This window comes from Blastomonas aquatica (assembly GCF_014639875.1).
Lineage (GTDB): Bacteria > Pseudomonadota > Alphaproteobacteria > Sphingomonadales > Sphingomonadaceae > Blastomonas > Blastomonas aquatica.
Window position 1 is genome coordinate 300764 of record NZ_BMGD01000001.1, and the last position, 25948, is coordinate 326711.

Below are 25948 nucleotides of genomic sequence, written 5' to 3' on the forward strand. Positions count from 1 at the left end.
CTGCGATCCTTAGGGGAACACCAAGGGCTTGACCTGCCTTGATCCAAACCGACAATACACGCACGGCTTTCAGCGGCGAGCTTCCGGTTGAGGCCTCACGCGGCCTTGAAGTTGCGGAAAAGCTTCTCGAACGAGCCGCGTAGCCGGACCTCGAGCGCGGGCGTCATCGGCGACAGACCGATCTCGTATTCCTTGTTATGCCGCGAGAAGAGCCTGTCGACCGATCCGGTGTTTTGAGTTGAGACGAAGAACCGTCCCTTGGCGTATATGTCATCGATCAGCCCGAGGAACGAACGGCCGAGGTTTACACCCAGGCTGCTACTCAGATAATATTTACATTCTATCGCAAGCAGAACTTTGCTGGATCTTGGGTGGACGCTTTCACGACGGCAGGTGTCAGCCTCGTCCTTGAACACGATGGCAACGTCACATTCATGATTTACCCTCGATTTCCCCGACACGTAGATCCCGATGTGAGCCTCGAGCGTCGGCCGGCCTGGGAAATGCAGCTCCGCGTGGCAGTAGTCGTGCGCCGTGGAGAAGATCGAGGACGGTGAGGTTCGGAACCAAAAGCTCGTTGCTGGTCCACCTCGGCGATCGAGCAAGCGGATCGTTGCCCCCTCCTGACGGGCCGCTTCGAGCACCAGTGACCATATATAGCACTCGTAAAGATCGGCGCCGTCGGATGAGGCCGACAGGTTTGCGCTAATCGCAGAACCGAGGGCGTTGGTGATCTCGGCCCATAGGCCCGGGCGGAGCGGCATCAGGCCTTCTTCTCGACATCGGTAAGGCGATCGCGAATGCCGGTCTCGCGCGAGAGCTCCTCAAGCACCCGTGAAAGCGGAATGACCGCCTCAGCAGCTTGATCAATCGTTGCACGATCCAGGTGCAACGTTGGATCTCCGATCTCCCCCGTTGGCGCCAAGAAGATCGTCGCGGGGTTTTCGTTCGCCTCGTCCACGCGATACCGCTCCACCGTTTCGAAGAAACGAGCCGCCATCATCGGCGGCGCGACGAAGGACAATCCAAGTGCCTCAAGCAAGAGGTCGAGCCGCTCAGTCGGAGTATAATCCTTCTTGCCGACGAATTCCCCGGTCGAGCTGGTGCGGGCACGCGGCACGCCCGCGAGTTCGTCCAGCCCAGGGCTTTCGGCGACCTTGAGCTTGCGGTCGATCGGACGGCCCGCCTCGATCTCAGCGCGCCATTGCTGCAGGAAGTCAGCGATCGCGTCGCGGCCAGGCTCAAGAGCCTCTTGCGGAAGCGCTTCCTTGATCGCGGCGATCACCTGGTTCGCCTCTTCGTCACTTATCGCCATGGCCCTCCCCTTTCTCTCGTTGAGCATCATCCAACATCTTCTAAGTAACGTAATCGAGACCCCGAGGCGCCGAATTGTCCTGAAGCGTCTCGGTTATGGCCCAATACGCCAACGTCGGTTGTTGTCGGACGAACTTTAAGCGCCTGGAGGCGCATAGGTCACAGTGCATTGCCTGCGTTCGTTATACAGCGCTTCAATGCCACGGCCTATTGTAAGCTCGTGGCGTTTAACCGCGCCACCCGCATGACGAATATCGACTTCGATAAACCGATCATGGAAATCATCGTCTCGTGATCGTTTGCTCCGTCGTACCAACGCTAGCCTGGGTCCCCCGCCCCCAAACGTTTTGGAATAGCTCGAGCCAAATTCCCGGCGGCTCACCACCTCATCAATGTCACCTTCGACTTCTGGGGCGTACTCAATGATCACGTTATCGAGGGTAACTGCCACGTGATTCAGCGCCTGCAGGAACTCGATCTGCGAGGTTCTAGAGGTCTGAGACGCCAGTGCGTAAGGATCCCGAATGGCCACCTGAGAAATGTGCAGGCCAGCGAACAACGCAACAATTTCATCGGTCGGTCTTGGTTCGCCGGGGCCCCGCCTCCACAGTTTGATTTGTGCGTCTGCAATAGCGTTCGGGAGGGACAGGACTGGCCGACGTTCGATCTTGGCGGCTTCTTCCGCCAGGTTTGCACCAGTGTCACCAGCTTCAGTCTGGACAGACCGCTTGGGAGAGTGTGCGGCTTTTTGCGCCGCCTCGTTGATACCAAGATGTTTGTCGCTGGCAGGAATTTCCGGCGCTGGGCTGGAAGTCGTTTGATCCAACGAACTAACTGTTGGTGCCGACTCCTCCGAAGCTCCAGCATCCTTGGCTTCTTGCGTAACATGGAGTTCGAGAGAGACTTCGCGGAAAAGATCTCCGAGTTCGCCATCGCTGGCATCGGGCGGGAAAAAAAGATCCCGGGTGAGCTTACGCTTGCGCTCTATCAGGGCATTCAGACGCAGATCAAAGCTGGAAGGAGCCAGGTCTGGATCAGGGTGAACGGCCATTGGCAAATAAACATGGACGTCACGCGTCTGACCTATCCTGAAAACTCGGTCAGTTGCCTGATCTTCGACTGCTGGGTTCCACCAGCGGGAAAGATGGATCACATGATTTGCTGCGGTTAGCGTGAGGCCCACGCCGCCTGCTTTGGGTGACAAAATCATCACATCGAAAGCGCCCGGACGTTTTTGGAATTCGTCAACCAGCGCCTGTCGCTTGTGGCCAGCAACACCGCCATGGATTCGGACGGGCCGTCTGCCGAGTCCAAAACGATCTTCGATAAGGCTGGCGAGCCTATCTTGCATGGCAAGATCCTCAACGAAGATCAGTGCCTTTTCTCGGGCGTCGAAAACATTTTTGAGGATCGAAAGCGTCTGCGAAAGCCTCGCGGAGTCAGCAGCATACGTATCGAGATCGTCGGGCGCCTGTCTAGGGTCGATCGGATGGAGCGAAACACCGCGCATATTGGCAAGCGTAGTCAGCATTCCGCCTTTGCCGAGATTGCCGGCCGCTCCCGCCGCAGCAGCCCGAATGACCAAATCGCGGTAGGCACCGGCCTGCATGGGCGGCATATCCATTTCCAGGGCATGCACAGTCTTTGTCGGCATGTCGTCCAGCACCTCGCCCTTCATGCGGCGCAGCATGTAAGGAGGGCGGCCTTTGATCGGATCGGTAAGCTGCGACTTAAGTTTGGCGAGCGCCTCTGAATTGTCGGTTGGATGCCTCTTCTCGAAGTCCCTGCTTGCACCAAGGAAGCCGGGCGCGACGACATCCATAATCGACCACAGGTCCTGCAGTCGGTTTTCGACTGGCGTCCCCGTCATGCCAAGCGTGAAATCGGCATTGAGTGCCTTGGCCGCACGCGTCATCTGGCTACCAGGATTTTTCAGCTTCTGTATCTCGTCATAGATGATGAGTCCAAAGCGCGTTCGCGCGAAGCTGAAATGATAGTCGCGCAGGGTCTCGTAAGTGGTCAAGACCACGCCTGCATCGCGCCAATTGGCGGCGTCGAGCGCTGCTTTGCCTGTCTCGATATCGCGAGAGCCAAAACTGTCTTCATCGCGCAGAAGCTTGAGGTTGCTACCAAAGGCGGGGACCAGGTCACCAAGTTGACGACCGCGCAGATGCTTTTCAATCTCGGTACGCCAGGTCCCAAGGAGACCAGTCGGCGCAACGATCAGAAACGGAGCACGGCGTGTTCGCCCGGACGCAGCTTCCTCCTGCAGCCATGCCATGAAGGCAATAGCTTGGATAGTTTTCCCAAGCCCCATATCATCAGCAAGCAATGCTCCTGGCCGCCCGGCAAGCGTGCTGTGAGCGAGCCAAGCCAAGCCTTCCACCTGATGCGATTTGAGGGTCGATTGCAGCAGATGGGGTGCATCGATCGCGCGGGCTGGATTGTCGTCGAGGTCGTGGGTCAGGCCAACAGGGGCGTAATCCACTTCTTCAAAATTGTCGTGAACTACCAGGAACAGCTTGCCTTGGGTCTCTGCATCCCATTCTTGACCTTCGGCAACTGGTGGAACTTCGTTCGACACATCATCATTCTGTGAGAATGGTGCCAGGCTTTCGAGCGCCTTTCGGCTCTGGTCATTGACAGGAAGCCTTGCAGGCGGCGGCGGTCCATCTTCATTGGCAGGCTCGAGCAAGCCCGTGACGTCGGCATCGGGCTGGTTTGCCTGTGCCGCGTCTTCGACGCGACGAATAACTTCTGCCACGTTGCGTGCCGGAAGGGCAAAATAGTCCTCTCCAATACGCAGGCCGAATTGCTCGGGGATCCACCTGTTTTTCTCCGATGGCAAAATCCAAGGAAGGACAGGTGCGCGCCAGACATCGACGCCGGCGACGCGCGCCGAAAACTGCTCGGTATCAATGAACAGGTCCTCGAGGCCGATCTTTTCGGCCTGTTCCTCGCCTAGTACGTCGCGCATAACCTTGCGCGGATTGAGTATGAAGGAGCGGCGCTGCTCTTCCGGCGCGTCCTGAAGCTTGCGCACGACGTCGAGTGCAGGCCGAAGGGACGGGTCAATGAAGAGATATTCGCCGTTCTTCAGGACGTATACCGGCCGAGCGCTGGCTTCACGACGGAAGCGGTCTCCTGCAAAAAGCCTCTGGGCGGAAGGTGCAAGAATGCTGTCTGCTTCCTCGTCGAGAGCCTCTCCCCCGTCGCTGGCGTCGGCTACCGTGCGCGCACTGAAGAGAACTGGATCGAATTCGGTTCGATCAGGAGTCAGGGTTTTTAGCTTGAGCGACATGCTTGCCGCGTAATGGACACGCAGGTCCTTGAGATAAGACTCGCTCTCGATTGGTAACTGCGGATCTTCAGGCCAATGTTCTCGCAGTCTGGCAAGCGCCTCAAAACGGTCGGATCGATCGAGCGCACACGTGAGCGGCTCAGCAGCTGCATGGAGCGACCACAGCGGCTCAGGTACACGGCGAGGGCCGCTGTCGGTGATTAGGATCGCACCTCTCATCTGCGAACGAACAGGCTGCCCGCCAGGCCGCACCCAGCGGACTGCGAGGCGAAATTCATCTTGGTCAATCCGGTTCTGAGCTCTCAGATCTAGTGCCAGGGGTGTCGGTGCAGGCAGGCCAAGGAGCGCAGCCGTGGTCGCATTGAGCGAGGCAACGGCTGCCGGGGTCAGCCGCAGATGGTTTCTGGTCATCAACACAGCGTTTTTAGCCTCATCTTCGCTCTCGTTTGCCGACAACAACGACGATATTGCACCAGTGGTATCTGGTCTAAAGTTGGCCCAGTCGGCCGTTGGGATATGGATCGCTCCCCGATTGAGCGTTATGACCAGATCGTCACCCTCTTCCTGCCATCGGAAGCTAGGCTGATCGTCCTTACGAAAGGGGTTTTTAAACACTTCTTGGCCTCCAAGACGGCTTGGCCGAATAAAAATTTCGTTGCTCAATTGTTTTGGCGAGGTTTTTCTGCCAGCTGAATGTCTTGGGAGCGACATGGCTTTCCTGGATCGGAGCGCTGTAAAGCTCTTTGTAGTTGTACTTATGCTTGAATAGGGCTGGCACGCCCTTGTCTCCCCGCTTCCACACTTGGTATTTAGCCGAATGGCTCCAATCGACGATCGTTAGATCACCTATCTGGAGGATCAGCGCTGCGTGCTGGGCTGATTTGTCGGTCTGCTTGCCGAATGCTGTGAACGATTTGTCGCCAGTTTCTCGAGCAATCTTTCGTGCCAGCTGGGCGCCGTCATCGCCGAAGGCGACCCAAGCGGCATCGATCCCGGGACTGGACCCGTCACTCAGCAAATAGGACATCCAGAAAGCCCGGCGATATGACCACATCAACTTCGAGGCGTGGTCCGGCATAAGGCGATCAACGATGTCGAGGAACTGCAGCACCGAAGCGCGCGTCAGCCAACGCATCAGCACTGCGTAGGCTCCGGGGCTCCGGTCCATGACGCTGCGCCAGCGCTGTGGAGCGGTACGCGGATCCCCTCCTCCGAAACGCTCGAACATTTTAAGCAGCACGGACTTATGGGCCTCGCTGGGCTCTTCGAGTTCCCAAGGTGTGAGACTAGCTTCAACGAAGTCAGGCCATGCCCTCTGGTATCCAAAGCGGCCGCCTTCGTCCCGGGCCCATTCGATCAACACATTTTGACCGGTGACTGCATCCTGTCCTTTCATCCGCGTAACAAGATGGCAGGCAGATCGGAACGCCGCTTCGACAAGACCGCCAAACCGGCGCCCGGCAGTTTCGAGGCCTGCGTCTTGAAGTACCTTTAGAGCTCCTTTTTCGCCCGCCAGGATCCGGTTAGCGAGGACATCGGGCGCCTTGACGGGATCCAGCAGTGAGAACTGAGAAATCTTGGCAGGCCAATCGTCTTTTTCGCGCCAAGGCCAACGTGACACCATAGCCTCAAGCTTGCACGCGAGCGTCATGATGGTCTCATTGGCATCGTCGAACCCATCAAGATATGCATCGATCACAGCGAAGAAGGCGGCTCTACGCTCATTGCGTTCGACCTCCCTTAGCAGACCATCTAAAACGGCTTCGTCCCCGGCCGGTGGCAACGGAGGGTGTAGGACCGCCTGGCAACCCAAACGTAGGTCACGCCGGGAAAGTCGTAGCGAAGCGTCATGCACCGACCAATCCGCTATGCGCTGCTGGACAACCCCGATCTCTTCTACTTCTCTCGCGCTTTTTTCGCCCCTCTCAACGATGCCCGAAACGCTGCGACGCAGTTGAGCGGGTTCAACAGCGCCAACTCTCAAGCGCGCAGCGAAGAGCTTTGGATCAGCAACAAGCTTGGCGAGATGCGTCATTTTCCAGAGAGCCTTTCCTGGAGCTCTTGTCTGGTTTCACCGGAATCAGGCGCCATCATGATAAGGCGAAGGTCGATACGCCGGTTCTGCTGCATCTGCTCGCCTTCATCGCCTTGCGTATCGGGGACCGGGCGCTGTGGTCCGTAACCACTCACGCTGAGTATTGGCTCACATCGAGTTTGCTTGGGAGCGCAAAGGCTTACAAGCCCAGGCTGTAACTCGGTAAGGGTACGAAACGTATTAGTCGCGCGGACAACCGACAGATCCCAGTTGTCTTTCAGAGCGCCTGCACCTGCAAACCGCGCGCTGTCAGTGTGACCTTCAATGTAGACTGATTCAATCAGGTGTTCGCTCGGCGGGCACGAAGCGGTTCGGTCAAGGCCCTTGCTGTAGCAAGGCAGAACATCGCGAAGGGCCTCGGCAAGGTAGCCTACATTGACACGGCCTTGGGGTTTGAGCTGGTACTGTCCGCTGTCGAAGAGAATGGAATCCGGCAACCGCAATATTCCGTTTTCGCGGTCAATTATAACGGGGACCCCTCTGGCTTTGAGAGTTTCCTGGATCTGCTCAAGAATTTCCGTCCTGGTCTTATTGGCACCCGTCAACTCCTCGGTGACTTCTTGGAATTGCAATGCGAAATACATCAAAAGGATAATGAATACGAAGACCAATCCAACCATAAGATCGGTCATGGATACGAAGTAGTTTTCTTCCTCAACTACGTGCTCGTGGGCTTCCTCGAAAATCATTCAGCGGCTTCCCGCAACAGACGGCTATCCTCTACGAAACCATCTAGAGACTCTGCGTACTCCTCGATTTGGGTCATCATGTTGCCAAGCCTGCTCACTGCAGACGCCATCTCGCGATCGGTATCCTGCGCAAATTTGCGGAACTCCGTCAGACTATCTCCAAGCGTTTCTGCAAGCTTGCCAGTGGCTTCGGAAAGCGCACGATCGACGCCTTCGAAACGTGCCCTGTAATCGCGCCAAGCCTCTTCAGCCGCTGCCTGTGTCTCGCGAATCGAAGCGGCCAGCTCCTTCATCTCGCTAATCGCTTCAGCGCCAGCGGCGCGATCAGCGGCCACTGTATCGGCAACGCGGCTTGCAGCTTGGTTGACTGCGCGTGCGGCTTCGGCGACTGGCCCTGCGGAGCTCGCAAAACCCTGCGCCGCCTCGTTCATCGAGTTAGCCACCATCCTGGCGCTGTCGGTTACGTTGCGCATAGCTTCGGCCGTCTGCGCCGCTTTGTCACCTGACTGCGAAAACCCGGTACTCGCACGTTCAACTTGCTGAGCGGCCGAGGCGACTGCCTCGCTAAGCCGCTTAGTGGTATCGCGAAGCTCGCCGCTTGAAGCTTCTATGGCGGCGTTGAAGGTCTTGCCACTTGCAGCAACTCCTTGCTCGAGCGATTTGCCAACCGCTTCCTGCATAGTGCTAGCAGCCTGAGATCCGGCCGCCTGCAACGCGCCCAGCATTTCGGTCAACATCGCATTGGACCGGTTTTGAGCATCCCCTATGCCAGCCATGATTTCCGAGAGAGCTCTTTGCTGGGCTGCGCTGGCTGCATTACCCTGCTCCGTCAAACGCGTGCCCATGCCATCCACCTGAATGGTCAGGCGATCGAACGCCTCACGAATATCCGACGCGGCTTTGGCGAAATCCTCACCAGCCAAACGAATTTGCCTTGCAGCATCGTCACCGGTGCTGCCGACCGTTTGCCCTATCGTATCCAGCTTTTCACGCAGCCCGCCTAATGTTTCGCTCAGGCCGCGAAGCTGCTCGCCGCTGACCTTCTCAATGGCTTCACGAGCCCCGGCCCCAATGCCCTGCGTAACTGACGTCATGTTATCGTTGAGTGCGGAGAGTGAGGCCGCAACGGGAGCAATGGCCTGCGTAAATTGCGCGCCGATACGTTCGGATAGTTGTAGCGCCACATCAGTGTTGAAGAACTTCAGTTGATCGCGCTGTTCGCGAAGAACCTCGAGTTGCTCCACGGCCAGCCTTTGTGGTGACACGTAGAGCAGTCCGCGCTCAAGAAGCTCACAGATGAGATCCGTTGTATCTCGAACCCTTTTGGTTAGATTATGCTCGGTGAAGCGCAACCAGATTGATGCTCCAAGGCCTGCGACCGAGGTGAAAAACTTCGCACCAGCAACGGTCAATAGGTGCTCCAGGGACATTTTGGCGGCCGTGATATCCTGCCCCATGTTCTGCGCGGCGGTATTCAAAGCAACAATGAGCCCCAGAAACGTGAGAATTAGACCGACGCCAACAAAAATGTTGGAAGCAAAGGTGAGTACGGTCAGCTTGGGGGCTGCGCGGCTAAAAAAGGAGCTGGGCCTATTGGTATTTCTGATTGGCGATGCCTCCTCATCAACCATTGATTCCTGAAACTCCCTCCAGGCTAGGACAAGGTTATGTGCACCTGGCCCGTCAGCAGCCATCGCACTGGACACAGGGATGTAGCTTTCTGCAAATGCCTGCCTCTCCGCGACAGGATCGGGGTCGGTGCCCAGAGCTGCTTCAAGCGCTTCAGCCCGCTCCTTAGCGGCTGCCAGATAAGGCAGGATCCGGCGCTTTGCCTCAAGGCGCACATAGAATGCAGCAGCAAACATAAGCGGGAGCAGCACAAACGGAGCGACCCAGCGCTCACCGTATACGAAATCCAAAAGCCCCAGTAACCAATCGAGTATCTGCTCGAGAATTTCGTTCATTTGTCCCTCATACCGCAAATCTCATTGCGACCTGCGCCCAAAAAGATAGTCGCCCGGGGCGCCAGCCACCCCGATCATGATCATTAAGTGATTGAGAAATCAACAATGATCGATCAACCTGCTCATTGCAGGCATTAAGCTTCAGAAGGAAGCAAAATGATAGCAGCTTTTTACCTTCAAAGTGGCGCTAATTGCTTTCGTAATGATCGATAGATGTTTGAACTGAGCACTCGTGACAAATGGTCACTCTAGCCGCGGGTATAAGTAACCGCAAAATCAGGTCGTAACGATATCCATCAGCTTGTTAACCTTCCGCCACCCGATATCGCACGTTGAGCGTGGGGCTCATCTTCGCCAGCTTGGCGAAAATTTCTTGGGCCATTGCAGCAATAATGTCGGATTCTGGCATCCCCCTGAAACGCTCATTATGGCGAAATTTGGGTGAGGCAAGTCAACACTCACCGGGCTTTCTTCCTACACTGCGTCGTGCTTATGGGCCCGCAAGAAGCTCCTGACCGTCATTGGCCGCTACCTGTCCGCCTACACATCGCCAGACTTGTGTGACGGCTAAGCCGGGCACAGTTTTCTGGCTTGCGTCGATCGGTTCACCGCCTATCCGTACCCCCGTTCGCTCTTCGCGAAATGGCGGCCTTGGAGCATGTTACGCGAACTTTTCTGACCCAGCGAAAAAGTTTAGAGCGACCCAAATAAGCTGAGAATTTCCGGCGAAATTGTCCGGAGCCGTCAAGGTTTAGGAACTTTCGTTGGTGCATCAAATCGCAATGCTCGCCAGAGCCTCTTCGGCATCATCTCGCACAAGGTGACCATAATGCTTTTCGATCATTACGACGCTCGTACCCGATAGCTGCGCCACGGTAAGGATTGGCAAGCGGGCGCGGATCAAGTCGGTAATCACGCTGTGCCGTAACGTGTAGGCAGATGCGCCACCAGGCAGCCCAGCCGCAATTACGGCTTCCTTGATCGGTTTTTTCCAAGTGTCCTTGTTCCAAGCCTCTCCGCCAGTCCGGGCAAAGATAGCTGCGGCTGGCAGTTTGTCCTTCACCTGCGCTTCGAAGAAATCAGCGATCACTTGCGGCATCGTAAGCTGACGCGGTTTTCCGTTCTTGTCCTTACAAATGGTCAGCGCCCGAGTTCGGCGATCGAAGTCCTTCACTGTCAGGGCTGCCAGTGCGCCGGGGCGGAGAGGCAAAAGGCACAAAGCCTTTATAAAAGGACGAACCTCATCGCTCGACGCATTGATCAGTCTCTTGCTTTCATCCCGATCAAGATACAGGTCGCGGCGCCTGTCAGCCCCCTTGAAAGGACGGAGAGCTTCCTGCCACGCAGCATCCGTGTTCGGTACTCCAAGACTTAGCACCCTGCCCAACGCTGCTCGCAGCGGCACCATATCCCGATTAACGGTGGACTTGGAACGCACTTTCATTCGCTTCTTGTAGCGGTCTTTCGATCGCGTCAGAGGTGCTGGGGCATCCTCCAGCCTCTTACGCCAAGCCTTTAGGTGGTGGCGGCGAAGCTTCTCGAGCTTCACCTTGGCGATAGGATCATCAAGGACGTGTCGCCTGAAAATGCCTGCCGCAATCCGCCCAGGCCTTTCTTCTAGATAGGCGTCGCAGGCATCCTTGACCGTAACCATGTCGCGGGCAAGTTCACCTCCGCTTTCAACCGTTTCTGCCCAGGTTTCGGCATCGGCCTTTGCTTGCTTGAATACGTCATGGCCCGTCAGAGTGCCATAATCGCCCAATCGCTTGCGAGTGTTACGATTGGCATCGGCATCATAGTACCGAGCAAACCACGTGCCTCTGGCCATTTTGCGAGAAGGGCGATATCCAAGATAGACCCCTTGGCGTAATCTTTGCCAATGAGGCTCATCGCCAGTCTTGGGCTTCAATCGTTCGCGCTCGCCGATACGGCTGAGATCAGGCACCTTTCAGCGCTCCAAAATCCATGAAAAAAACATGAAAAACATAGGTGGACACCGGCGAACGCCTGCGAACACTTGTCATTGATTTTATTAGTTTTTCATGTTCGCGTAAAGCCGCAAATGACCCCATTTTGGTCCTTCACACGGGTGGGGTCGCAGGTTCAATCCCTGCCGCGCCCACCATTTTCCCGATCGTTGATTTAGCGCATCTTTAACCGGTGAGCCTTGGTGTCCGAGGGCTTCGCGCGCGCATCGCGATGACGAGGCCGACCATTCCGAGCACCGCGCCGCTCGCAGCCAGCGCGCTCCAGTGATAGCCTTCGAACAGGGTGGACAGGATCATCGCCACCACCGGGACCAGCACACTGCTATAGGCTGCGCGCGCAGCCCCGATGTCGCGGATCAGCGCGAAATACATCGGGAAGGTGACGACCGAGCCCAGCAGCCCCAGATAGACGATCCCGCCGATATAGGCCGGCCGGGTCTCGATCACCGGCGGGCCATAGAGCATCCAGCCCAGCGCGGCATTGCCCAGCGCGCCCCACAGCATCGCCCAGGCGAGCAGCGAGACGATCGGCAGCTTGCGCACCCGTTCGGCCGATTGCATGACGTTGGCGATCGACGCCGACAGGATTGCGCACAATGCGAGGCCAAGCCCGGTCATCACCGCTGCTGCATCGGCAGACATCGCGCGATATTCCTGGACGAACAGCAGCGCGATCCCCGCCAGCGCCACCAATGTGCCGATCACGAACCCGCCTGCGATCCTTTGCCCCAGAAACACCCGTGACAAGATGGCGTTGGGGACCATCAGCATCGCAAACAGCACCGCGAGCAGGCCCGATGTGATGTACATTTCCGCGCGATAGACGAAGTTGAAATTGGCCGAGAACTGGAACAGCCCCAGTGCCAGTGCGATCAGTTGCCCCTGGCGGTCCAGCTTGAGCGGTGCCTTGCGCCACCAGGCGAGCGCGAACATGCCGATCGCGGCAACCCCGAACCGGTAGCTCACCGACCATGTCGGCGGGACGCTGGAAATCTGGTCCTTGATCACCAGCCAGGTCGATCCCCAGATCAGCGAGACCAGCAGGAACGGCACCAGCACCCGAGCCGAGAGCATCGAGGGTTCGTCGTGCACCGCAGGCGCTGGGCTGGCGCTGCTGGCCATTACAATGCGGCGATTGCGGCAGCGAGCGGCGCGACGGTGTCTGCGTCCTGATCCCACGCGGTGACGAAGCGCGCCTCGCCGCCATCCTCGGTCATCTCGCCCCAGTCATAGAACTCGAAACCCTGCGCACGCAGCGACGCTGCCTCGGCAGCGGTCAGGGTCACGAACACCTCGTTTGCGTCAACCGGATACAGCAGGCGGTCGCCCGCCGCGTGCGCGATCGCCTGCGCGCCCGCATTGGCGGCAGCGCCATTGGCAAGCCACAGATCGTCTTCGAGCATCGCCAGCAATTGCGCAGCGAGGAACCGGCCCTTGGACTGCAACTGGCCCGCGCGCTTGCGCAGGTACGGCAATTCACGCGCCAACGTGGGCTCGAACACGATGATCGCCTCGGCGTTCATCCCGCCGTTCTTGACGCAGCCGAAGCTCAGCATATCCACGCCCGCACGCCAGGTGATGTCGCCCGGGTGCGCCCCGGTGCTGGCGACCGCATTGGCAAAGCGCGCGCCATCCATGTGCAGCTTCAGGCCCTTGGCCTTGCACAGTTCGCCGATCGCGGCGACCTCCTTGGCGGTGTAGACGAGGCCATATTCGCTGGCGTTGGTGATCGAGACACAGGCGGGCTGGACCTGGTGCACATCGTCGCGGATGCTGGCCAGCACGCGGCTGATTTCGGCGGGCGTCAACTTGGCGCCTTCGCCATCGGCGAGGATCAGCTTGGATCCGTGCATGAAAAAGCCCGGCGCGCCGCATTCGTCCTGCTCGATATGCGCCATCTTGTGGCAGATCACGCCCTTGTGCGGCGGGCACAAGGCCGAAAGCGCGAGCGCGTTGGCCGCGGTCCCGGTCGCCACCCAGAGCGCCCGCACCCGGGTGCCGAAGATCTGGCTGAACCGGTCATCGAGCGTCTGGCTGAGCGCATCGCCATCATAAGGCGAATCGAGGTGATTGGCTGCGATGATCGCGTCCATCACATGCGGATGCACCGCAGCGGCGTTGTCGGAAAAGAATTTCATGGCTGGTTCTGGTAATGGTCCGCAGGCCAAGGTCAAGCGGTGGCTTTACAGCAATTGCCCCACCCTGTTCTTGGAAGATCAAAGCGCGCTGTCGAAGTTCGCAACACAGGCCGGCGGACCACACCTGCCGGACGTGGCTTACTCGCCCATCAGCCCCTTCAGGCGATAGAGCGCCTCGAGCGCGTCACGCGGGCTGAGGTTGTCGACATCAAGGTTCCCAAACGCTTCGCGCAAGGCGTCCTTCGCCTCGGGCTCCTTGGCCAGCGCGGCAGCAAACAGCGGCAAATCGTCGAGCCCCGCCGCCAGCCCGCCGGTCGCCTGCCGCCCTGCCTCGAGCTTGGCCAGCACCGATTTGGCGCGCGCGACCACCACCGGAGGAACCCCCGCAAGCTTGGCGACGGCAAGCCCGTAACTCCGGTCCGCCGGACCATCGGCAAGCTCGTGGAGCAGCACCAGATCGCCCTTCCATTCGCGTGCGCGCACGTGGTGCAGCGATAGCGCGTCGAGCCGGTCGGTGAGCCGGGTGAGCTCGTGATAATGCGTTGCGAACAGGCAACGGCAGCGGTTGGTGTCGTGCACCGCCTCGGCAATCGCCCAGGCGAGCGCAAGGCCATCATAGGTCGATGTGCCGCGCCCGACCTCATCGAGGATGACGAACGAGCGCTCGGTCGCCTGGGACAGGATCGCGGCGGTCTCGACCATCTCGACCATGAAGGTCGATCGGCCACGCGCCAGATTATCCGATGCCCCCACACGGCTGAACAACCGGTCGACAATGCCGATCCGCGCCGACTTGGCTGGTACGAAGCCGCCCGCTTGCGCGAGCAACACGATCAAAGCGGTCTGGCGCAGGAAGGTGGATTTACCGCCCATATTGGGGCCGGATACCAGCCACAGCCGGTCATGCTCTGACAACGCGCAATCGTTGGCGACGAACGCCTGCCCCGCCTTGCGCAGCGCGGCCTCGACCACCGGATGCCGCCCGCCTTGGATCGCGATGCAGGGTTCGTCGGTCAATTCCGGGCAGCTGAAATCGCCCTCCGCTGCCATCGCGGCATGGGCGGCAGCGACATCGATCCGCGCTAGCGCGGCGGCGGTGCCTGCAATGGCCTCGCGCGCGGCTACCACCTCTTCGCACAGCCCCTCGAAATGCGCTTCTTCTGCCGCAAGTGCATGGCCGCCTGCCTGCGCGATCCGCATTGCCTCGTCGTGCAGCGCGGGTGAATTGAACCGCACCGCGCCGGCCATCGTCTGACGATGAGCAAAACCGCTGTCGGGCTTCATCAGCGCATCGGCGCGCGCTGCGGGCACCTCGATAAAATAGCCGAGCACCGCATTGTGCCGGATCTTGAGCGCCTGGACTCCGGTCGCGGCCTTGTAATCCGCCTCAAGCGCTGCGATCGCGCGGCGGGCGTTGCCCGAAGTATCACGCAAGGCATCGAGCGCAGCGTCGTAACCGCGCGCGATATAGCCGCCTTGACCACGCTCGGTCGGCGGGCTTTCGACCAAGGCGCGCTGCAGATGCTCGACCAGTGCGCCATGGCCCTGCATGTCGGGCAGCAGCGCCTTGAGCAGCGGCGGCAGATCATCGGCGCGCGCCAGCCGTTCACGCAAGGCGCGCGCCCCGCTCAGTCCGTCACGCAGCTGGCCCAGATCGCGGGGGGACCCGCGTCCCGCCACCACGCGGCCCAGCGCGCGCGCCAGATCGGGGATGGCCTTCAAGCCATCGCGCACGCTGTCGCGTCGCAGCGGATCATCGTGAAACCACTGCACCAATGCCAGCCGGTCGCGGATCGCGGTGATGTCGGTGAGCGGTGCGCCCAGATCGCTGGCGAGCAGCCGCGCGCCCGCGCCCGTAACCGTGCGGTCGATCGCGTGCACCAGCGAGCCTGCGCGCCCGCCCTGCTGGCTGGTGAGGATCTCGAGGCTTTCGCGCGTGGCTGCATCGACCGCCATATGCTGCGCGATCTCGTGCCGTCGCGGCGGCGCGAGCAACGGCATATTGCCGCGCGAAACATGCTCGAGATAGGCCATCAGCCCGCCCGCCGCCGCCAGCTCTGCGCGGCTGAAGCTGCCAAAGCCGTCGAGCGTCGCAACGCCGAAATGCGCTTTGAGCCGCTTTTCGCCCTCGATGCTGCTGAACGCGCCAGCAGGCCGCAAAATGGCATCCTCGGCGAACGGATCACTACGGTCGGACTGGATCAGTTCGCTGGCCGACAGCCGCGCAATCTCGGCGGACAGATCATCGGTGCTCGCCTGCATCAGCTCGAACCTGCCTGTCGAGATATCGCACATCGCAAGGCCATAGCCGCCTTCGGCGCTGGCGAGCGCGACCAGCCGGTTTTCGGCGCGCGAATCAAGCAGTGATTCCTCGGTCAGCGTGCCAGCTGTGACGAAGCGGACGATCGCGCGCGCGACCAGTGCCTTGGACCCGGCGCGCGCCTTTGCTTGAGCGGGGCTCTCGGTCTGCTCGGCGATCGCGACGCGGTGCCCCGCCTTGATCAGCTTTGCAAGGTAGCCCTCGGCGCTGTGCACGGGGACACCGCACATCGGGATCGGGTCACCGCCATGCGCCCCGCGCGAGGTCAGCGCGATGTCGAGCGTCGCCGCAGCCGCCTTGGCATCATCGAAGAACAGTTCGAAGAAATCGCCCATCCGGTAGAACAACAGGCAATCGGGCGCCTCGGCCTTGAGCGCATGATATTGCGCCATCATCGGCGTGTACGCGCTGTCGGAGGGGGGCTGGCTCATCGGGGATCAGTTAGCCGAGCTTCAAGCGGCGGGAAAGGAGGGATATTTCACCGTTTTCCGGCGAAAGCCGGAATCCAGGGCTAGGAGCCACTGTAGCCGCTCCTAGACTCCGGCTTTCGCCGGAGAACGGACTTGGTCGCCTTCGCCATAAAAATCCTCCCCGAGCTTGTCTCGGGGAGGATTTGATTACGCCGCGGCCATCGCTCCCACGCGCATATCTTCGGCGATAAACGCCGCGCAGCGTTCGCCGATCATGATGCTGGGCGCATTGGTGTTGCCGCTGACGATCTTGGGCATGATGCTGGCATCGGCGACATACAGCCCCTCGACCCCACGCAGCCTGAGCCGCGGATCGACCACGCTGCCCTCATCCGATCCCATCCGGCAGGTCCCGACCGGGTGATAGACGGTATCGGCGCGGTTGCGGATCTGGTTGTCGAGCGCCGCGTCATCACGCAGATCGATCGGGTGGCGATCGACCGGCTCGTAATCCGACATCGGCGCGGTTTCGAAGATGCGGTGCATGAAGCGGACGCCTGCACGCAGCACCGCCATGTCGCGTTCGTCGGCCAGGAAGTTGGGGTCGATGCGCGGGGGTGCCGCCGGATCGGGGCTGTTCAACGTCACTGTGCCCTTGCTTTCGGGGCGCAGCACGCAGGCGTGGCACGAAAAGCCATGGCCCTTCACGTTCTCGCGGCCATGGTCCTCAAGCACCGCAGGCACGAAGTGGAACTGAACGTCGGGCGCAGGCGCATCGGGCATCATCTTCCAGAAGCCGCCGGCTTCCGCCCAGCAGGTGGTGAGGATACCGGTGCGCTTGCGCCGATGCTCGATGACCGCGCGCGCCATGCGCACCGTTCCGGCGAGTGAACTGCCGAAGCTGTCGGTCGATTTGGTGGCAAAGCCCGAGACGTAATCGATATGGTCCTGCATGTTCGCGCCGACTTCCGCACGGTCGGCGATCACCGGGATGCCATGCTCTTTCAGCATTCCGGCAGGGCCGATGCCTGACAGTTGCAGGATCTGCGGAGATCCGAATGCGCCTGCCGACAGCACCACACCAAAGCGTGCAAACACCTGCACCACCTGTCCGGCGCGCTCGAACTCGACCCCGCGCGCGCGGCCGTTCTCGATGATGATCCGGCGGACCTGCGCATGGGTGCGCACATCGAGGTTTGCACGATCGGAGGCCGGGTCGATGTAAGCGCGCGATGCGCTCCAGCGTTCACCGTTCTTCTGCGTTGTCTGGTAGATGCCGAAGCCGTCCTGTTTCGCTCCGTTGAAATCAGGATTCACCGGCAGCTGCAGCCGTCGCGCCGCCTCGACAAAGCAGTGGCTGCCCGAGTTGGCCCATTTCTGGTCGACCACCGAGAGCGGCCCGTCACCGCCGTGGTGCGCGTCGAACTCTGCCGATGATCCTGCGCGCGAATTGCCTTCCGAACGGCGGAACCAGGGCAGCACATCCTTGTGGCTCCATCCGGTCGCGCCCATCGCTTCCCAATTGTCGTAATCCCAGGCGTTGCCGCGGATGTAGACCATTGCGTTGATTGCCGATGATCCACCCAGCCCGCGCCCACGCGGCTGATAGCCGGGGCGACCATTGAGCCCGGGTTGCGGCACGGTGTCGAACTTCCAGTTGGTATTGGCAGGGAGGAACGGCATGAACCCGGGGGTCTTGACCCGCACGCCGTTGTTGCGCCCGCCCGCCTCGATCAGGCAGACCGAGACCGATGGGTCCTCGCTCATCCGTCCCGCAACCGCGCACCCGGCGGAACCGCCACCGATCACGATGATGTCATATTCGCTCATACTCTCTCCTATCGGCTCTTGCGGCCATTGGTAACTGATGCAGCGACCCCGGATGGGGCGTTCGTCTTATTCGGCGGGCGTCTTATTCGGCGGGCGTCTTATTCGGCAGGCGTCATGCTCCCGCTGGGGAAGGACGGTGATGCGGTGCCGGGCGCGGTACCGGACGCAGTGCCGGCGGGTTTCGGCTGGCGTGCGGCCCATGCAGACTTGATGCTGTCGCTGGTCTCGCGGCTGCCGTCGTGGCTCCAGCCCGGCGGTCGCAGCAGATAGCTCAATTTGTTGCCCAGTCCGGGCGCGCTCCACATGTCGCGCGCGATGCCGACCCATTCATGGAACGCCGCCCAGACGAGGTTGAAGCTTCCGAGCTGCTTGACGATGCCGTACTGGATGCGCTCGTCGTCGCGCTCAGGCACAAAGGTGCCGAACATCTTGTCCCAGACGATGAACACGCCAGCATAGTTCGAATCGAGATAGCGCGGGTTGATCGCATGATGGACGCGGTGGTGCGAGGGGGTGTTCATCACCGCCTCGAACCAGCGCGGCAGCCGTTTGACCGCCTCTGTGTGGATCCAGAACTGATAGATCAGGTTCAATCCGCCGCAGAACGCGACCATCAGCGGGTGAAAGCCCAGCCAGAAAAGCGGCAGCCCGATCAGCAGGCCGGGGGTGAAGAACCCGGTCCAGGTCTGCCGAAGCGCGGTCGAAAGGTTATAATGCTGGCTGGAATGGTGGATGACATGCGCCGCCCACATCCAGCGGACGCGGTGGCCGAGCCGGTGCGCCCAATAATAGGCAAAATCATCGAACAAGAAGGCGATCGGCCAGGCCCACCAGACAAAGCCGATATCGAAGATGCGGTGGTCATAGACCTGAAAGGCAATCACCAGCGCAAGCCCGCCCGTCAGAGCGCCTGCAATCGTGCTGCCCAGTCCCAAAGCCAGCGAGGTCAGCGTATCGCGCGGCTCATAGGCGCGCCGGTCGCGACGCCGCACCCACCATATCTCGAGCAGGATCAACAGCACGAATGCCGGTATCGCAAGCTCGGTCGGGTTGGGCAGGTCGGGCACCATATCAGCCTGCTTACATCATTGTCAGCAGCTTGTCTCCATCCTGTTTTGACAGAGCAAGTGCAACATGACCAAAGCGCGGATCGCCGGTTTCGACCTTCCACCCCTCGTTGCAACGGTGCGCGCGTAAGGGGCGTTGCAGAACCCGGCCGGCGCAATGCGCACCATGGCGCTTGAGCAGTACGATGCGCCCGTCGGCGCCTTCGATCAGCGCCGCCTCACCATTTTCCGACATCAGCACCGGCCCGGCTTCGAACCCGGCGATCTGCTCCTCGGCGATCCGCGCGGCATCGCCCGCGCTGCCGATCTTGCTCTCGCCCAGTTGCAGCAGCCAGACCAGACCTGCGACCGCAAGAATTGCAGCCAGCGACGCGAACAGCAGCATCAGGTTCATCGGCGATAATCCCCATTTTTGCGGCCGGGTCTTCGCCTGGTCCGTGCAACGATGATAGCACCGTGCACGGCATAATGAAAAGACTCGCAAAGGGCTGACAAGCACCGGCAGGGGTTGATTTGTGACGGGCCCCATGACTACGGCTCGCGCACGGAATCTGACAGATGGGAAATTCGTACCGTGGCCGACGTTGAACAGTTGCAGCAGGACTATCTGGCGCAGATCGCCAGCGCCGATCTGGCGGGTCTTGAGGAAATCCGCATCGCCGCTTTGGGCAAGCAGGGCGCGATCTCCGGCCTGCTCAAGACGCTCGGGCAGATGAGCGCCGAGGAGCGGCAGGAACAGGGCCCACGGATCAACGGCGCGCGCGAGGCGGTGACCGCTGCAATCACTACGCGCAAGGATGCGCTCGAAGGCGCTGCGCTCAATGCAAGGCTCGCCGCCGAGGCGATCGACCTGACGCTGCCCCCAGCCGCCAGCGCGCAAGGTTCGGTGCATCCGGTGTCCCAGGTGATGGACGAGCTCGCCGAGATTTTCGCCGACCTCGGCTTTGCCGTGGCGACCGGACCCGAGATCGAATCGGGCTGGTACAATTTCACCGCGCTGAACATGCCCGAGACGCATCCGGCGCGCGCGATGCACGACACCTTCTACTTCCCTGATCGCAACGCGCAGGGCGAGGAGATGCTGTTGCGCACGCACACCTCTCCGGTGCAGATCCGCACGATGATGGCGCAAAAGCCGCCGATCCGGATCATCGCGCCCGGCCGCACCTATCGCAGCGATTCGGATGCGACTCACACCCCGATGTTCCACCAGGTCGAAGGGTTGGTGATCGACAAGGGCATCACCATGGCGCACCTCAAATGGACGCTCGAGACCTTCGTGAAGGCGTTCTTCGAGCGCGACGACATCGTGCTGCGGCTGCGCCCGAGCTATTTCCCGTTCACCGAGCCTTCGGCCGAGGTCGATGTCGGCTTCACGGTCGAAAAGGGCAAGCGCGTCATCGGTGGCGATCCCACCGGCCCCAATGGCGGCTGGATGGAGATCCTGGGCAGCGGCATGGTGAACCGCAAGGTCATCGAGCATTGCGGATTGGACCCGGATGTCTGGCAGGGCTTCGCCTTTGGCTGCGGCATCGATCGGCTGGCGATGCTCAAATACGGCATGGACGACCTGCGCGCCTTCTTCGACGGCGATCTGCGCTGGCTCAAGCACTACGGCTTCTCGTCGCTCGACGTCCCCACTTTGAGCGGAGGAGTCGGCGCATGAAGTTCACGCTTTCCTGGCTGAAAGAGCATCTCGACACCGATGCTTCGCTTGACCAAATCACCGACCGCCTCACCGCGATCGGGCTCGAGCTCGAAGGCGTGGAAAACCCCGCCGACGTGCTGCGCCCGTTCAAGGTCGCGCGCGTGATCGAGGCAGGTCCACACCCCAATGCGGACAAATTGCGGCTGCTCAAGGTCGATGACGGCTCGGGCACCCCCTGGCAGGTGGTCTGCGGCGCGCCCAATGCGCGGCAGGGCCTGGTCGGGGTGTTCGGTCCTCCCGGCACCTATGTCCCTGGTCCCGCCTTCACATTGAAGCCCGCCAAGATTCGCGATGTCGAAAGCTTCGGCATGATGTGCTCGTACCGCGAACTCGAAATGGGCGAGGATCACGACGGCATCATCGAATTGCCCGAAGATGCGCCGGTCGGCACCAGCTTTGCCGATTATGCCGGGCTCGACGATCCGGTGATCGACGTCTCGGTCACCCCCAACAAGCAGGATTGCATGGGCGTGCGCGGCATCGCGCGCGATCTGGCCGCATCAGGCATCGGTACGCTCAAGTCGCTGGTGATCGCCGATGTGGCGCGCGTCGGCGCAGGCCCCGATGTGCGCACCGATGACGCGGACGGCTGCCCGGCATTCTACGGCTGCACCGTCACCGGCGTCACCAACGGCGCGGCGCCCGCCTGGATGCAGGCGCGGCTGAAGGCGGTAGGGCAAAAGCCGATCTCGGCTTTGGTCGATATAACCAATTACGTGATGATCGATCTGGGCCGGCCTTTGCACGTCTATGACATGGGAACGCTTTCGGGCGGGCTGGTCGCACGCAAGGCGAACGACGGCGAAGAGGTGCTCGCGCTCAACGGCAAGACCTACACGCTCGACAGCTCGATGACCGTGATTGCAGACGACGCCATGGTGCACGACATCGGCGGCATCATGGGCGGCGAGCATTCGGGCGTGGCCGAGACCACCACCGATGTGCTGATCGAATGCGCCTATTTCGATCCCGAGCATATCGCGCGCACCGGTCAGAAGCTGATGCTGACCTCGGACGCGCGCCAGCGTTTCGAGCGCGGGGTGGACCCTGCGTTTCTGGACGATGGGCTGGCGATTGCCACCGCCTATGTGACCAGCCTGTGCGGTGGCACGGCGAGCGAAGTGACGCGCGCAGGTGCGGCTCCGGTTGAGGCGCGCACGGTGTCATATGACCCGGCCTATTGCCTCGCCCTGGGCGGGATCGACGTTCCCGCCGACGAGCAAAAGGCGATCCTCGAACGGTTGGGCTTTACCATCGACAGCGCCGCAACCCCGTGGGCGATAACCATCCCCAGCTGGCGGCGCGATGTCGCGGGCAAGGCCGATATCGTTGAGGAAGTGGTGCGGATCACCGGGATCGACGCGATCCCCTCGACCCCGCTGCCGCGGCTACCCGGTGTCGCCAAGCCCACCGCGAGCCCGGCGCAGCTCCAGGAGCGGCGTGTGCGCCGTCTGGCGGCAGCGCGCGGGCTCAACGAGGCGGTCAACTGGTCGTTCATCTCCGAAAAGGAGGCCGCGCCCTTTGGCGGTGGTGACTGGACGCTCGCCAATCCGATCAGCGAAGATCTGAAAGTTATGCGGCCCTCGCTGCTGCCGGGCCTGCTGTCCGCCGCCAAGCGCAACCTCGATCGCGGCGCGGGCTCGGTCCGGCTGTTCGAGATCGGACGGCGCTATTTCAAGGCCGAGGACGGCACCAGCCTTGAGCGCGCAACGCTGAGCATCGTGCTCGCGGGCGACAAGACGCCACGCGAGTGGCGCTCGGGCAAGGCGCAGCCGTTCACTGCGCACGACGTCAAGGCCGAGGTACTGGCACTGCTCGAAGCCGCTGGCGCGCCCGCGGCCAAGCTGATGGACTTCGCGCCTGACAGCGCAGGCCCTGGCGATCACTATCACCCGGGCCAGGCGGCGACGCTGCGGCTGGGGCCGAAGAACGTGCTGGCAAGCTATGGCACGCTGCACCCCTCGACCGCCAAGGCCTTCGGCTTCAAGCCGGTCCATGGCGCTGTGATGGTTGCCGAGCTGTTCCTCGATGGCATCCCGCTCAAGGCGCGCGGTTCCGCGATGCGCGAGGCCTATGCGCCGCCGGCGTTGCAGGCGGTAACCCGCGACTTCGCGTTCCTCGTCGATGCCACGATGGCAGCGGGCGATCTGGTGCGCGCAGTCAAGGGGGCCGACAAGAAGCTGATAACCGATGTCCGCGTGTTCGACAGCTTTGCAGGCGCGGGTGTTCCCGAGGGCAAGCTCTCGCTTGCCATCGAGGTGACGCTTCAGCCGGTGGACAAGAGCTTTGCCGATGACGAGCTGAAAGCCATCGCGGACGCAGTAGTGAAAGCCGCGGCGAAGCTGGGCGCAGAATTGAGGGGCTAGCCAAGTCCCGCCTGTTCTCCGGCGAAAGCCGGAGCCCAGGAGTCAGATCGCGCTGTTATCGCCCTGGATTCCGGCTTTCGCCGGAAAGCAGACAAAGAATTGAATTGAAATTATGACCGCTCTCAACCGCCGCACCTTCGCCATCATCTCGCATCCCGATGCGGGCAAGACCACGCTCACCGAAAAGCTGCTGCTGACCGGCGGCGCGATCCATCTGGCTGGCGAGGTCAAGGCGCGCGGGGCGGCGCGGCGCGCCCGGTCGGACTGGATGAAGATCGAGCAGCAGCGCGGCATTTCGGTGACCTCCTCGGTGATGACGTTCGAGCGCAAGGGCATCACCTTCAACCTGCTCGACACCCCGGGGCATGAGGATTTCTCCGAAGACACCTATCGCACGCTCACGGCCGTAGATTCGGCGATTATGGTGATCGATGCCGCCAAGGGTATCGAGCCTCAAACGCGCAAATTGTTCGAGGTCTGCCGCCTGCGCAGCGTGCCGATCATCACCTTCGTCAACAAGGTCGACCGCGAGGGCCGCGATCCGTTCGAACTCTTGGACGAGGTCGCCGATGCGCTCGCGCTCGATGTCTGTCCGATGAGCTGGCCGGTCGGCATGGGCGGGCAGTTCGAAGGCGTGTTCGATCTCGCGCGCAACCGCCTGATGCAGCCCACCGGGCCATCGCGCGAGTTCGATGGATCGTTCACGCAGGTCTCGGGTCTCGACGACCCCGCGCTGGCCCACAAGCTCACCGATCAAGCGCTCGAGCGGCTGGTCGGCGAGGCCGAGTTGGCGCAGGGCGGCTACGCCAGCTTCGATCTCGAAGCCTATCGCCACGGCGACCTGACGCCTGTCTATTTCGGCTCGGCGCTCAAGCAGTTCGGCATCGAGGAGCTGATTAACGCGATCGCCGATCACGCCCCGCCGCCGCGCGCCCAGCCCGCGCAGCCCGAGGCCGTCGAGCCGACGCGCAAGGACGTCACCGGCTTCATCTTCAAGGTGCAGGCCAATATGGACCCGCAGCACCGCGACCGCATCGCGTTCATGCGATTGGTCTCGGGCACGTTCAAGCGCGGCATGAAATTGGTGCCTTCGGGCCATGGCAAGCCGATCGCGGTGCACTCGCCGATCCTGTTCTTCGCGCAGGACCGCGAGCTCGCCGATGAGGCGCTGCCCGGCGACATCATCGGCATCCCCAACCATGGCACCTTGCGCGTGGGCGATACATTGTCTGAAAAGAACGATGTGCGCTTCACCGGCCTTCCCAACTTTGCGCCTGAAATCCTGCGCCGCGTCCAGTTGAAAGACCCGACCAAGACCAAGCAGCTTCGCAAGGCCTTGGACGATCTGTCCGAAGAGGGCGTGATCCAGGTGTTCTACCCCGAGATCGGCAGCCAGTGGATCGTCGGCGTGGTCGGCCAGCTGCAGCTCGAAGTGCTGATCAGCCGTCTGGAGGCGGAATACAAGGTCGAGGCGGTGCTCGAGATGGCACCGTTCGATACCGCGCGCTGGATCACCGGACCGTCCGATGCGCTCGAGGCTTTCAAGCGCATATCGATGAACAACCTCGCCAAGGATCGCGACGGAAACCCGGTGTTCATGGCGCGATCGGCCTGGGATATCGGCTATCAACAGGAAAAGAACCCCGACATCGCATTCAGCGCCACGCGCGAGCGTTGAGGGACTATTGCGACGGCATTCGCCGCGCTAGAGCGAGCTATGCAGTCGCGCGCCAAGGTTTCCCCGGATACGATCCGGCATATCGTCGAAGAGGCCAGCGGGATCGCGATGGCGGCCTTTGCGCGCGCGGGCGGTGACCTGCTGGTGTGGGACAAGATACCCGGCGATCCGGTCAGCGAGACCGATCTGGCCGTCGACAACTTCCTGCGCGACCGGCTGGGCGCGCTGGTGCCCGATGCAGGCTGGCTATCCGAAGAAACCGCCGATAACGCCGGGCGGCTCGATTGCAGCCGGATCTGGCTGGTCGATCCGATCGACGGTACCCGCGATTTCGTCCGCGGTCGCACCGGCTGGGCGATTTCGGTGGCGCTGGTCGAGGATGGCAGCGTCGTGATGGGCGTGCTCGCCGCCCCTGCCCGCAACGAATACTGGATCGCCGCGCGAGGCAGAGGCGCATTCCTCAACGGCAAAAGGCTGAAAGCCAGCAGGCGGACCAGCTTTCCAGGATCGCGGGTGCCAACCGATGCGCTACCCAAGGCGGACATCGATCTGACCGTCGTCGAAAAGCCCAACAGCATCGCGTTGCGGATGGCGATGGTCGCCGACGACCGCGCCGATCTGCTCGCGACCTTGCGCTGGGGCTATGAATGGGACATCGGCGCCGCCGCGATCATCGCCGAGGAAGCCGGCGCGCGGGTGACCGATGCGCTGGGCGGCGAACTGCGCTACAACAAGCCCCGCGCCAATGCGTTTGGCGTATTGTGCTGCGCGCCCGATATCCATGCTGCGGCCGTCGAGCGACTGCGCGAGCGGGCAGTGAGGCTGTCGGCGGGCGGGGGGTGAGGCTCTTAATCTCCACTCCCGCTTGCGGGAGGGGTGGTTGAGGCGCAGCCGAAACCGGGGTGGGCCTGAAATCTGCCGTTTTGTCTCAACGCGCGTTGGACCTTACTTGCCTCTCCCTTGATGGGAGAGGTAGCGAGACTTGGCAGCTTGCTGCCTTAGTCGCAGCGGTGAGGGTGATCGCGCGGCTGGGTGCTGACGGTGCAGCGTTCCACCAAAAGCTCAATCCGGAGAGATCAC

The 25948-nt window shown here is 61.3% G+C and carries 17 protein-coding genes and 1 tRNA gene; 5 read left to right on the forward strand and 13 right to left on the reverse strand.

The genetic code is table 11. The features are described 5' to 3' along the window. Positions 1–95: 95 nt before the first annotated feature. The 7 genes from IEW00_RS01435 to IEW00_RS01465 all read right to left on the reverse strand — a co-directional run bounded on the left by IEW00_RS01435 (position 96) and on the right by IEW00_RS01465 (position 11308). Complete coding sequence (locus IEW00_RS01435; RefSeq protein WP_188512578.1) at positions 96–764, reverse strand: hypothetical protein; 669 nt, start codon at positions 762–764, stop codon at positions 96–98. Continuing rightward, positions 764–1345, reverse strand: a complete 582-nt coding sequence (locus IEW00_RS01440; RefSeq protein WP_229736746.1) for a hypothetical protein — start codon at positions 1343–1345, stop codon at positions 764–766. Before IEW00_RS01440 ends, IEW00_RS01435 begins: the two co-directional genes overlap by 1 nt. A gap of 105 nt (positions 1346–1450) precedes the next feature. Beyond that, a complete protein-coding gene (locus IEW00_RS01445; protein ID WP_188512580.1) occupies positions 1451–5278 on the reverse strand; it encodes a DEAD/DEAH box helicase in 3828 nt (1275 codons plus the stop codon). Next, positions 5223–6650, reverse strand: a complete 1428-nt coding sequence (locus tag IEW00_RS01450; protein ID WP_188512581.1) for an EH signature domain-containing protein — start codon at positions 6648–6650, stop codon at positions 5223–5225. Before IEW00_RS01450 ends, IEW00_RS01445 begins: the two co-directional genes overlap by 56 nt. Continuing rightward, positions 6647–7399, reverse strand: a complete 753-nt coding sequence (locus IEW00_RS01455; protein WP_188512582.1) for an OmpA/MotB family protein — start codon at positions 7397–7399, stop codon at positions 6647–6649. Before IEW00_RS01455 ends, IEW00_RS01450 begins: the two co-directional genes overlap by 4 nt. Next, positions 7396–9363 (reverse strand): anti-phage ZorAB system protein ZorA, encoded by a 1968-nt coding sequence (zorA, locus tag IEW00_RS01460; RefSeq protein WP_188512583.1) that lies wholly within the window; start codon positions 9361–9363, stop codon positions 7396–7398. Before zorA ends, IEW00_RS01455 begins: the two co-directional genes overlap by 4 nt. Before the next feature lie 772 nt (positions 9364–10135). Then, positions 10136–11308: a tyrosine-type recombinase/integrase gene (locus tag IEW00_RS01465; protein ID WP_188512584.1), complete on the reverse strand. Its 1173-nt coding sequence runs from the start codon at positions 11306–11308 to the stop codon at positions 10136–10138. 99 nt (positions 11309–11407) lie between these two features. On the opposite strand from IEW00_RS01465, the gene IEW00_RS01470 reads away from it, so the two are divergent. Further along, positions 11408–11488 (forward strand) — tRNA-Leu (locus IEW00_RS01470). Between the two features lie 28 nt (positions 11489–11516). Here IEW00_RS01470 and IEW00_RS01475 read toward each other — a convergent pair. From IEW00_RS01475 to IEW00_RS01500, 6 genes are all read right to left on the reverse strand, one after another. Next, positions 11517–12473 carry a DMT family transporter gene (locus IEW00_RS01475; protein ID WP_188512585.1) on the reverse strand — a complete coding sequence of 319 codons (957 nt, stop codon included), beginning with the start codon at positions 12471–12473 and terminating at the stop codon, positions 11517–11519. After that, the gene (locus tag IEW00_RS01480; protein ID WP_188512586.1) at positions 12473–13489 is read right to left on the reverse strand and encodes a threonine aldolase family protein; all 1017 of its coding nucleotides are present in this window, start codon (positions 13487–13489) and stop codon (positions 12473–12475) included. The genes IEW00_RS01475 and IEW00_RS01480 overlap by 1 nt, the downstream gene beginning before the upstream one ends. Positions 13490–13627: 138 nt before the next feature. Next, a complete protein-coding gene (mutS, locus tag IEW00_RS01485; RefSeq protein WP_188513055.1) occupies positions 13628–16204 on the reverse strand; it encodes a DNA mismatch repair protein MutS in 2577 nt (858 codons plus the stop codon). Between the two features lie 222 nt (positions 16205–16426). Beyond that, positions 16427–18049: a GMC family oxidoreductase gene (locus IEW00_RS01490; protein ID WP_188512587.1), complete on the reverse strand. Its 1623-nt coding sequence runs from the start codon at positions 18047–18049 to the stop codon at positions 16427–16429. 98 nt (positions 18050–18147) lie between these two features. Next, complete coding sequence (locus tag IEW00_RS01495) at positions 18148–19116, reverse strand: sterol desaturase family protein (RefSeq protein WP_229736798.1); 969 nt, start codon at positions 19114–19116, stop codon at positions 18148–18150. A 13-nt stretch (positions 19117–19129) separates the two neighbouring features. Then, positions 19130–19510 (reverse strand): hypothetical protein, encoded by a 381-nt coding sequence (locus tag IEW00_RS01500; protein WP_188512588.1) that lies wholly within the window; start codon positions 19508–19510, stop codon positions 19130–19132. Between the two features lie 180 nt (positions 19511–19690). Here IEW00_RS01500 and pheS point away from each other — a divergent pair, with 180 nt between their 5' ends. From pheS to IEW00_RS01520, 4 genes are all read left to right on the forward strand, one after another. After that, positions 19691–20782 carry a phenylalanine--tRNA ligase subunit alpha gene (gene pheS, locus IEW00_RS01505; RefSeq protein WP_188512589.1) on the forward strand — a complete coding sequence of 364 codons (1092 nt, stop codon included), beginning with the start codon at positions 19691–19693 and terminating at the stop codon, positions 20780–20782. Next, entirely contained in the window at positions 20779–23190 is a 2412-nt protein-coding gene (gene pheT, locus IEW00_RS01510; RefSeq protein ID WP_188512590.1) for a phenylalanine--tRNA ligase subunit beta, read from the forward strand. The genes pheS and pheT overlap by 4 nt, the downstream gene beginning before the upstream one ends. A gap of 112 nt (positions 23191–23302) precedes the next feature. After that, positions 23303–24868, forward strand: coding sequence for a peptide chain release factor 3 (locus tag IEW00_RS01515; protein ID WP_188512591.1), 1566 nt, complete (start codon positions 23303–23305; stop codon positions 24866–24868). A gap of 39 nt (positions 24869–24907) precedes the next feature. Then, on the forward strand, positions 24908–25711 hold the full coding sequence (locus IEW00_RS01520; RefSeq protein ID WP_188512592.1) for a 3'(2'),5'-bisphosphate nucleotidase CysQ: 804 nt from the start codon (positions 24908–24910) through the stop codon (positions 25709–25711). The last annotated feature ends 237 nt before the right edge of the window (positions 25712–25948 follow it).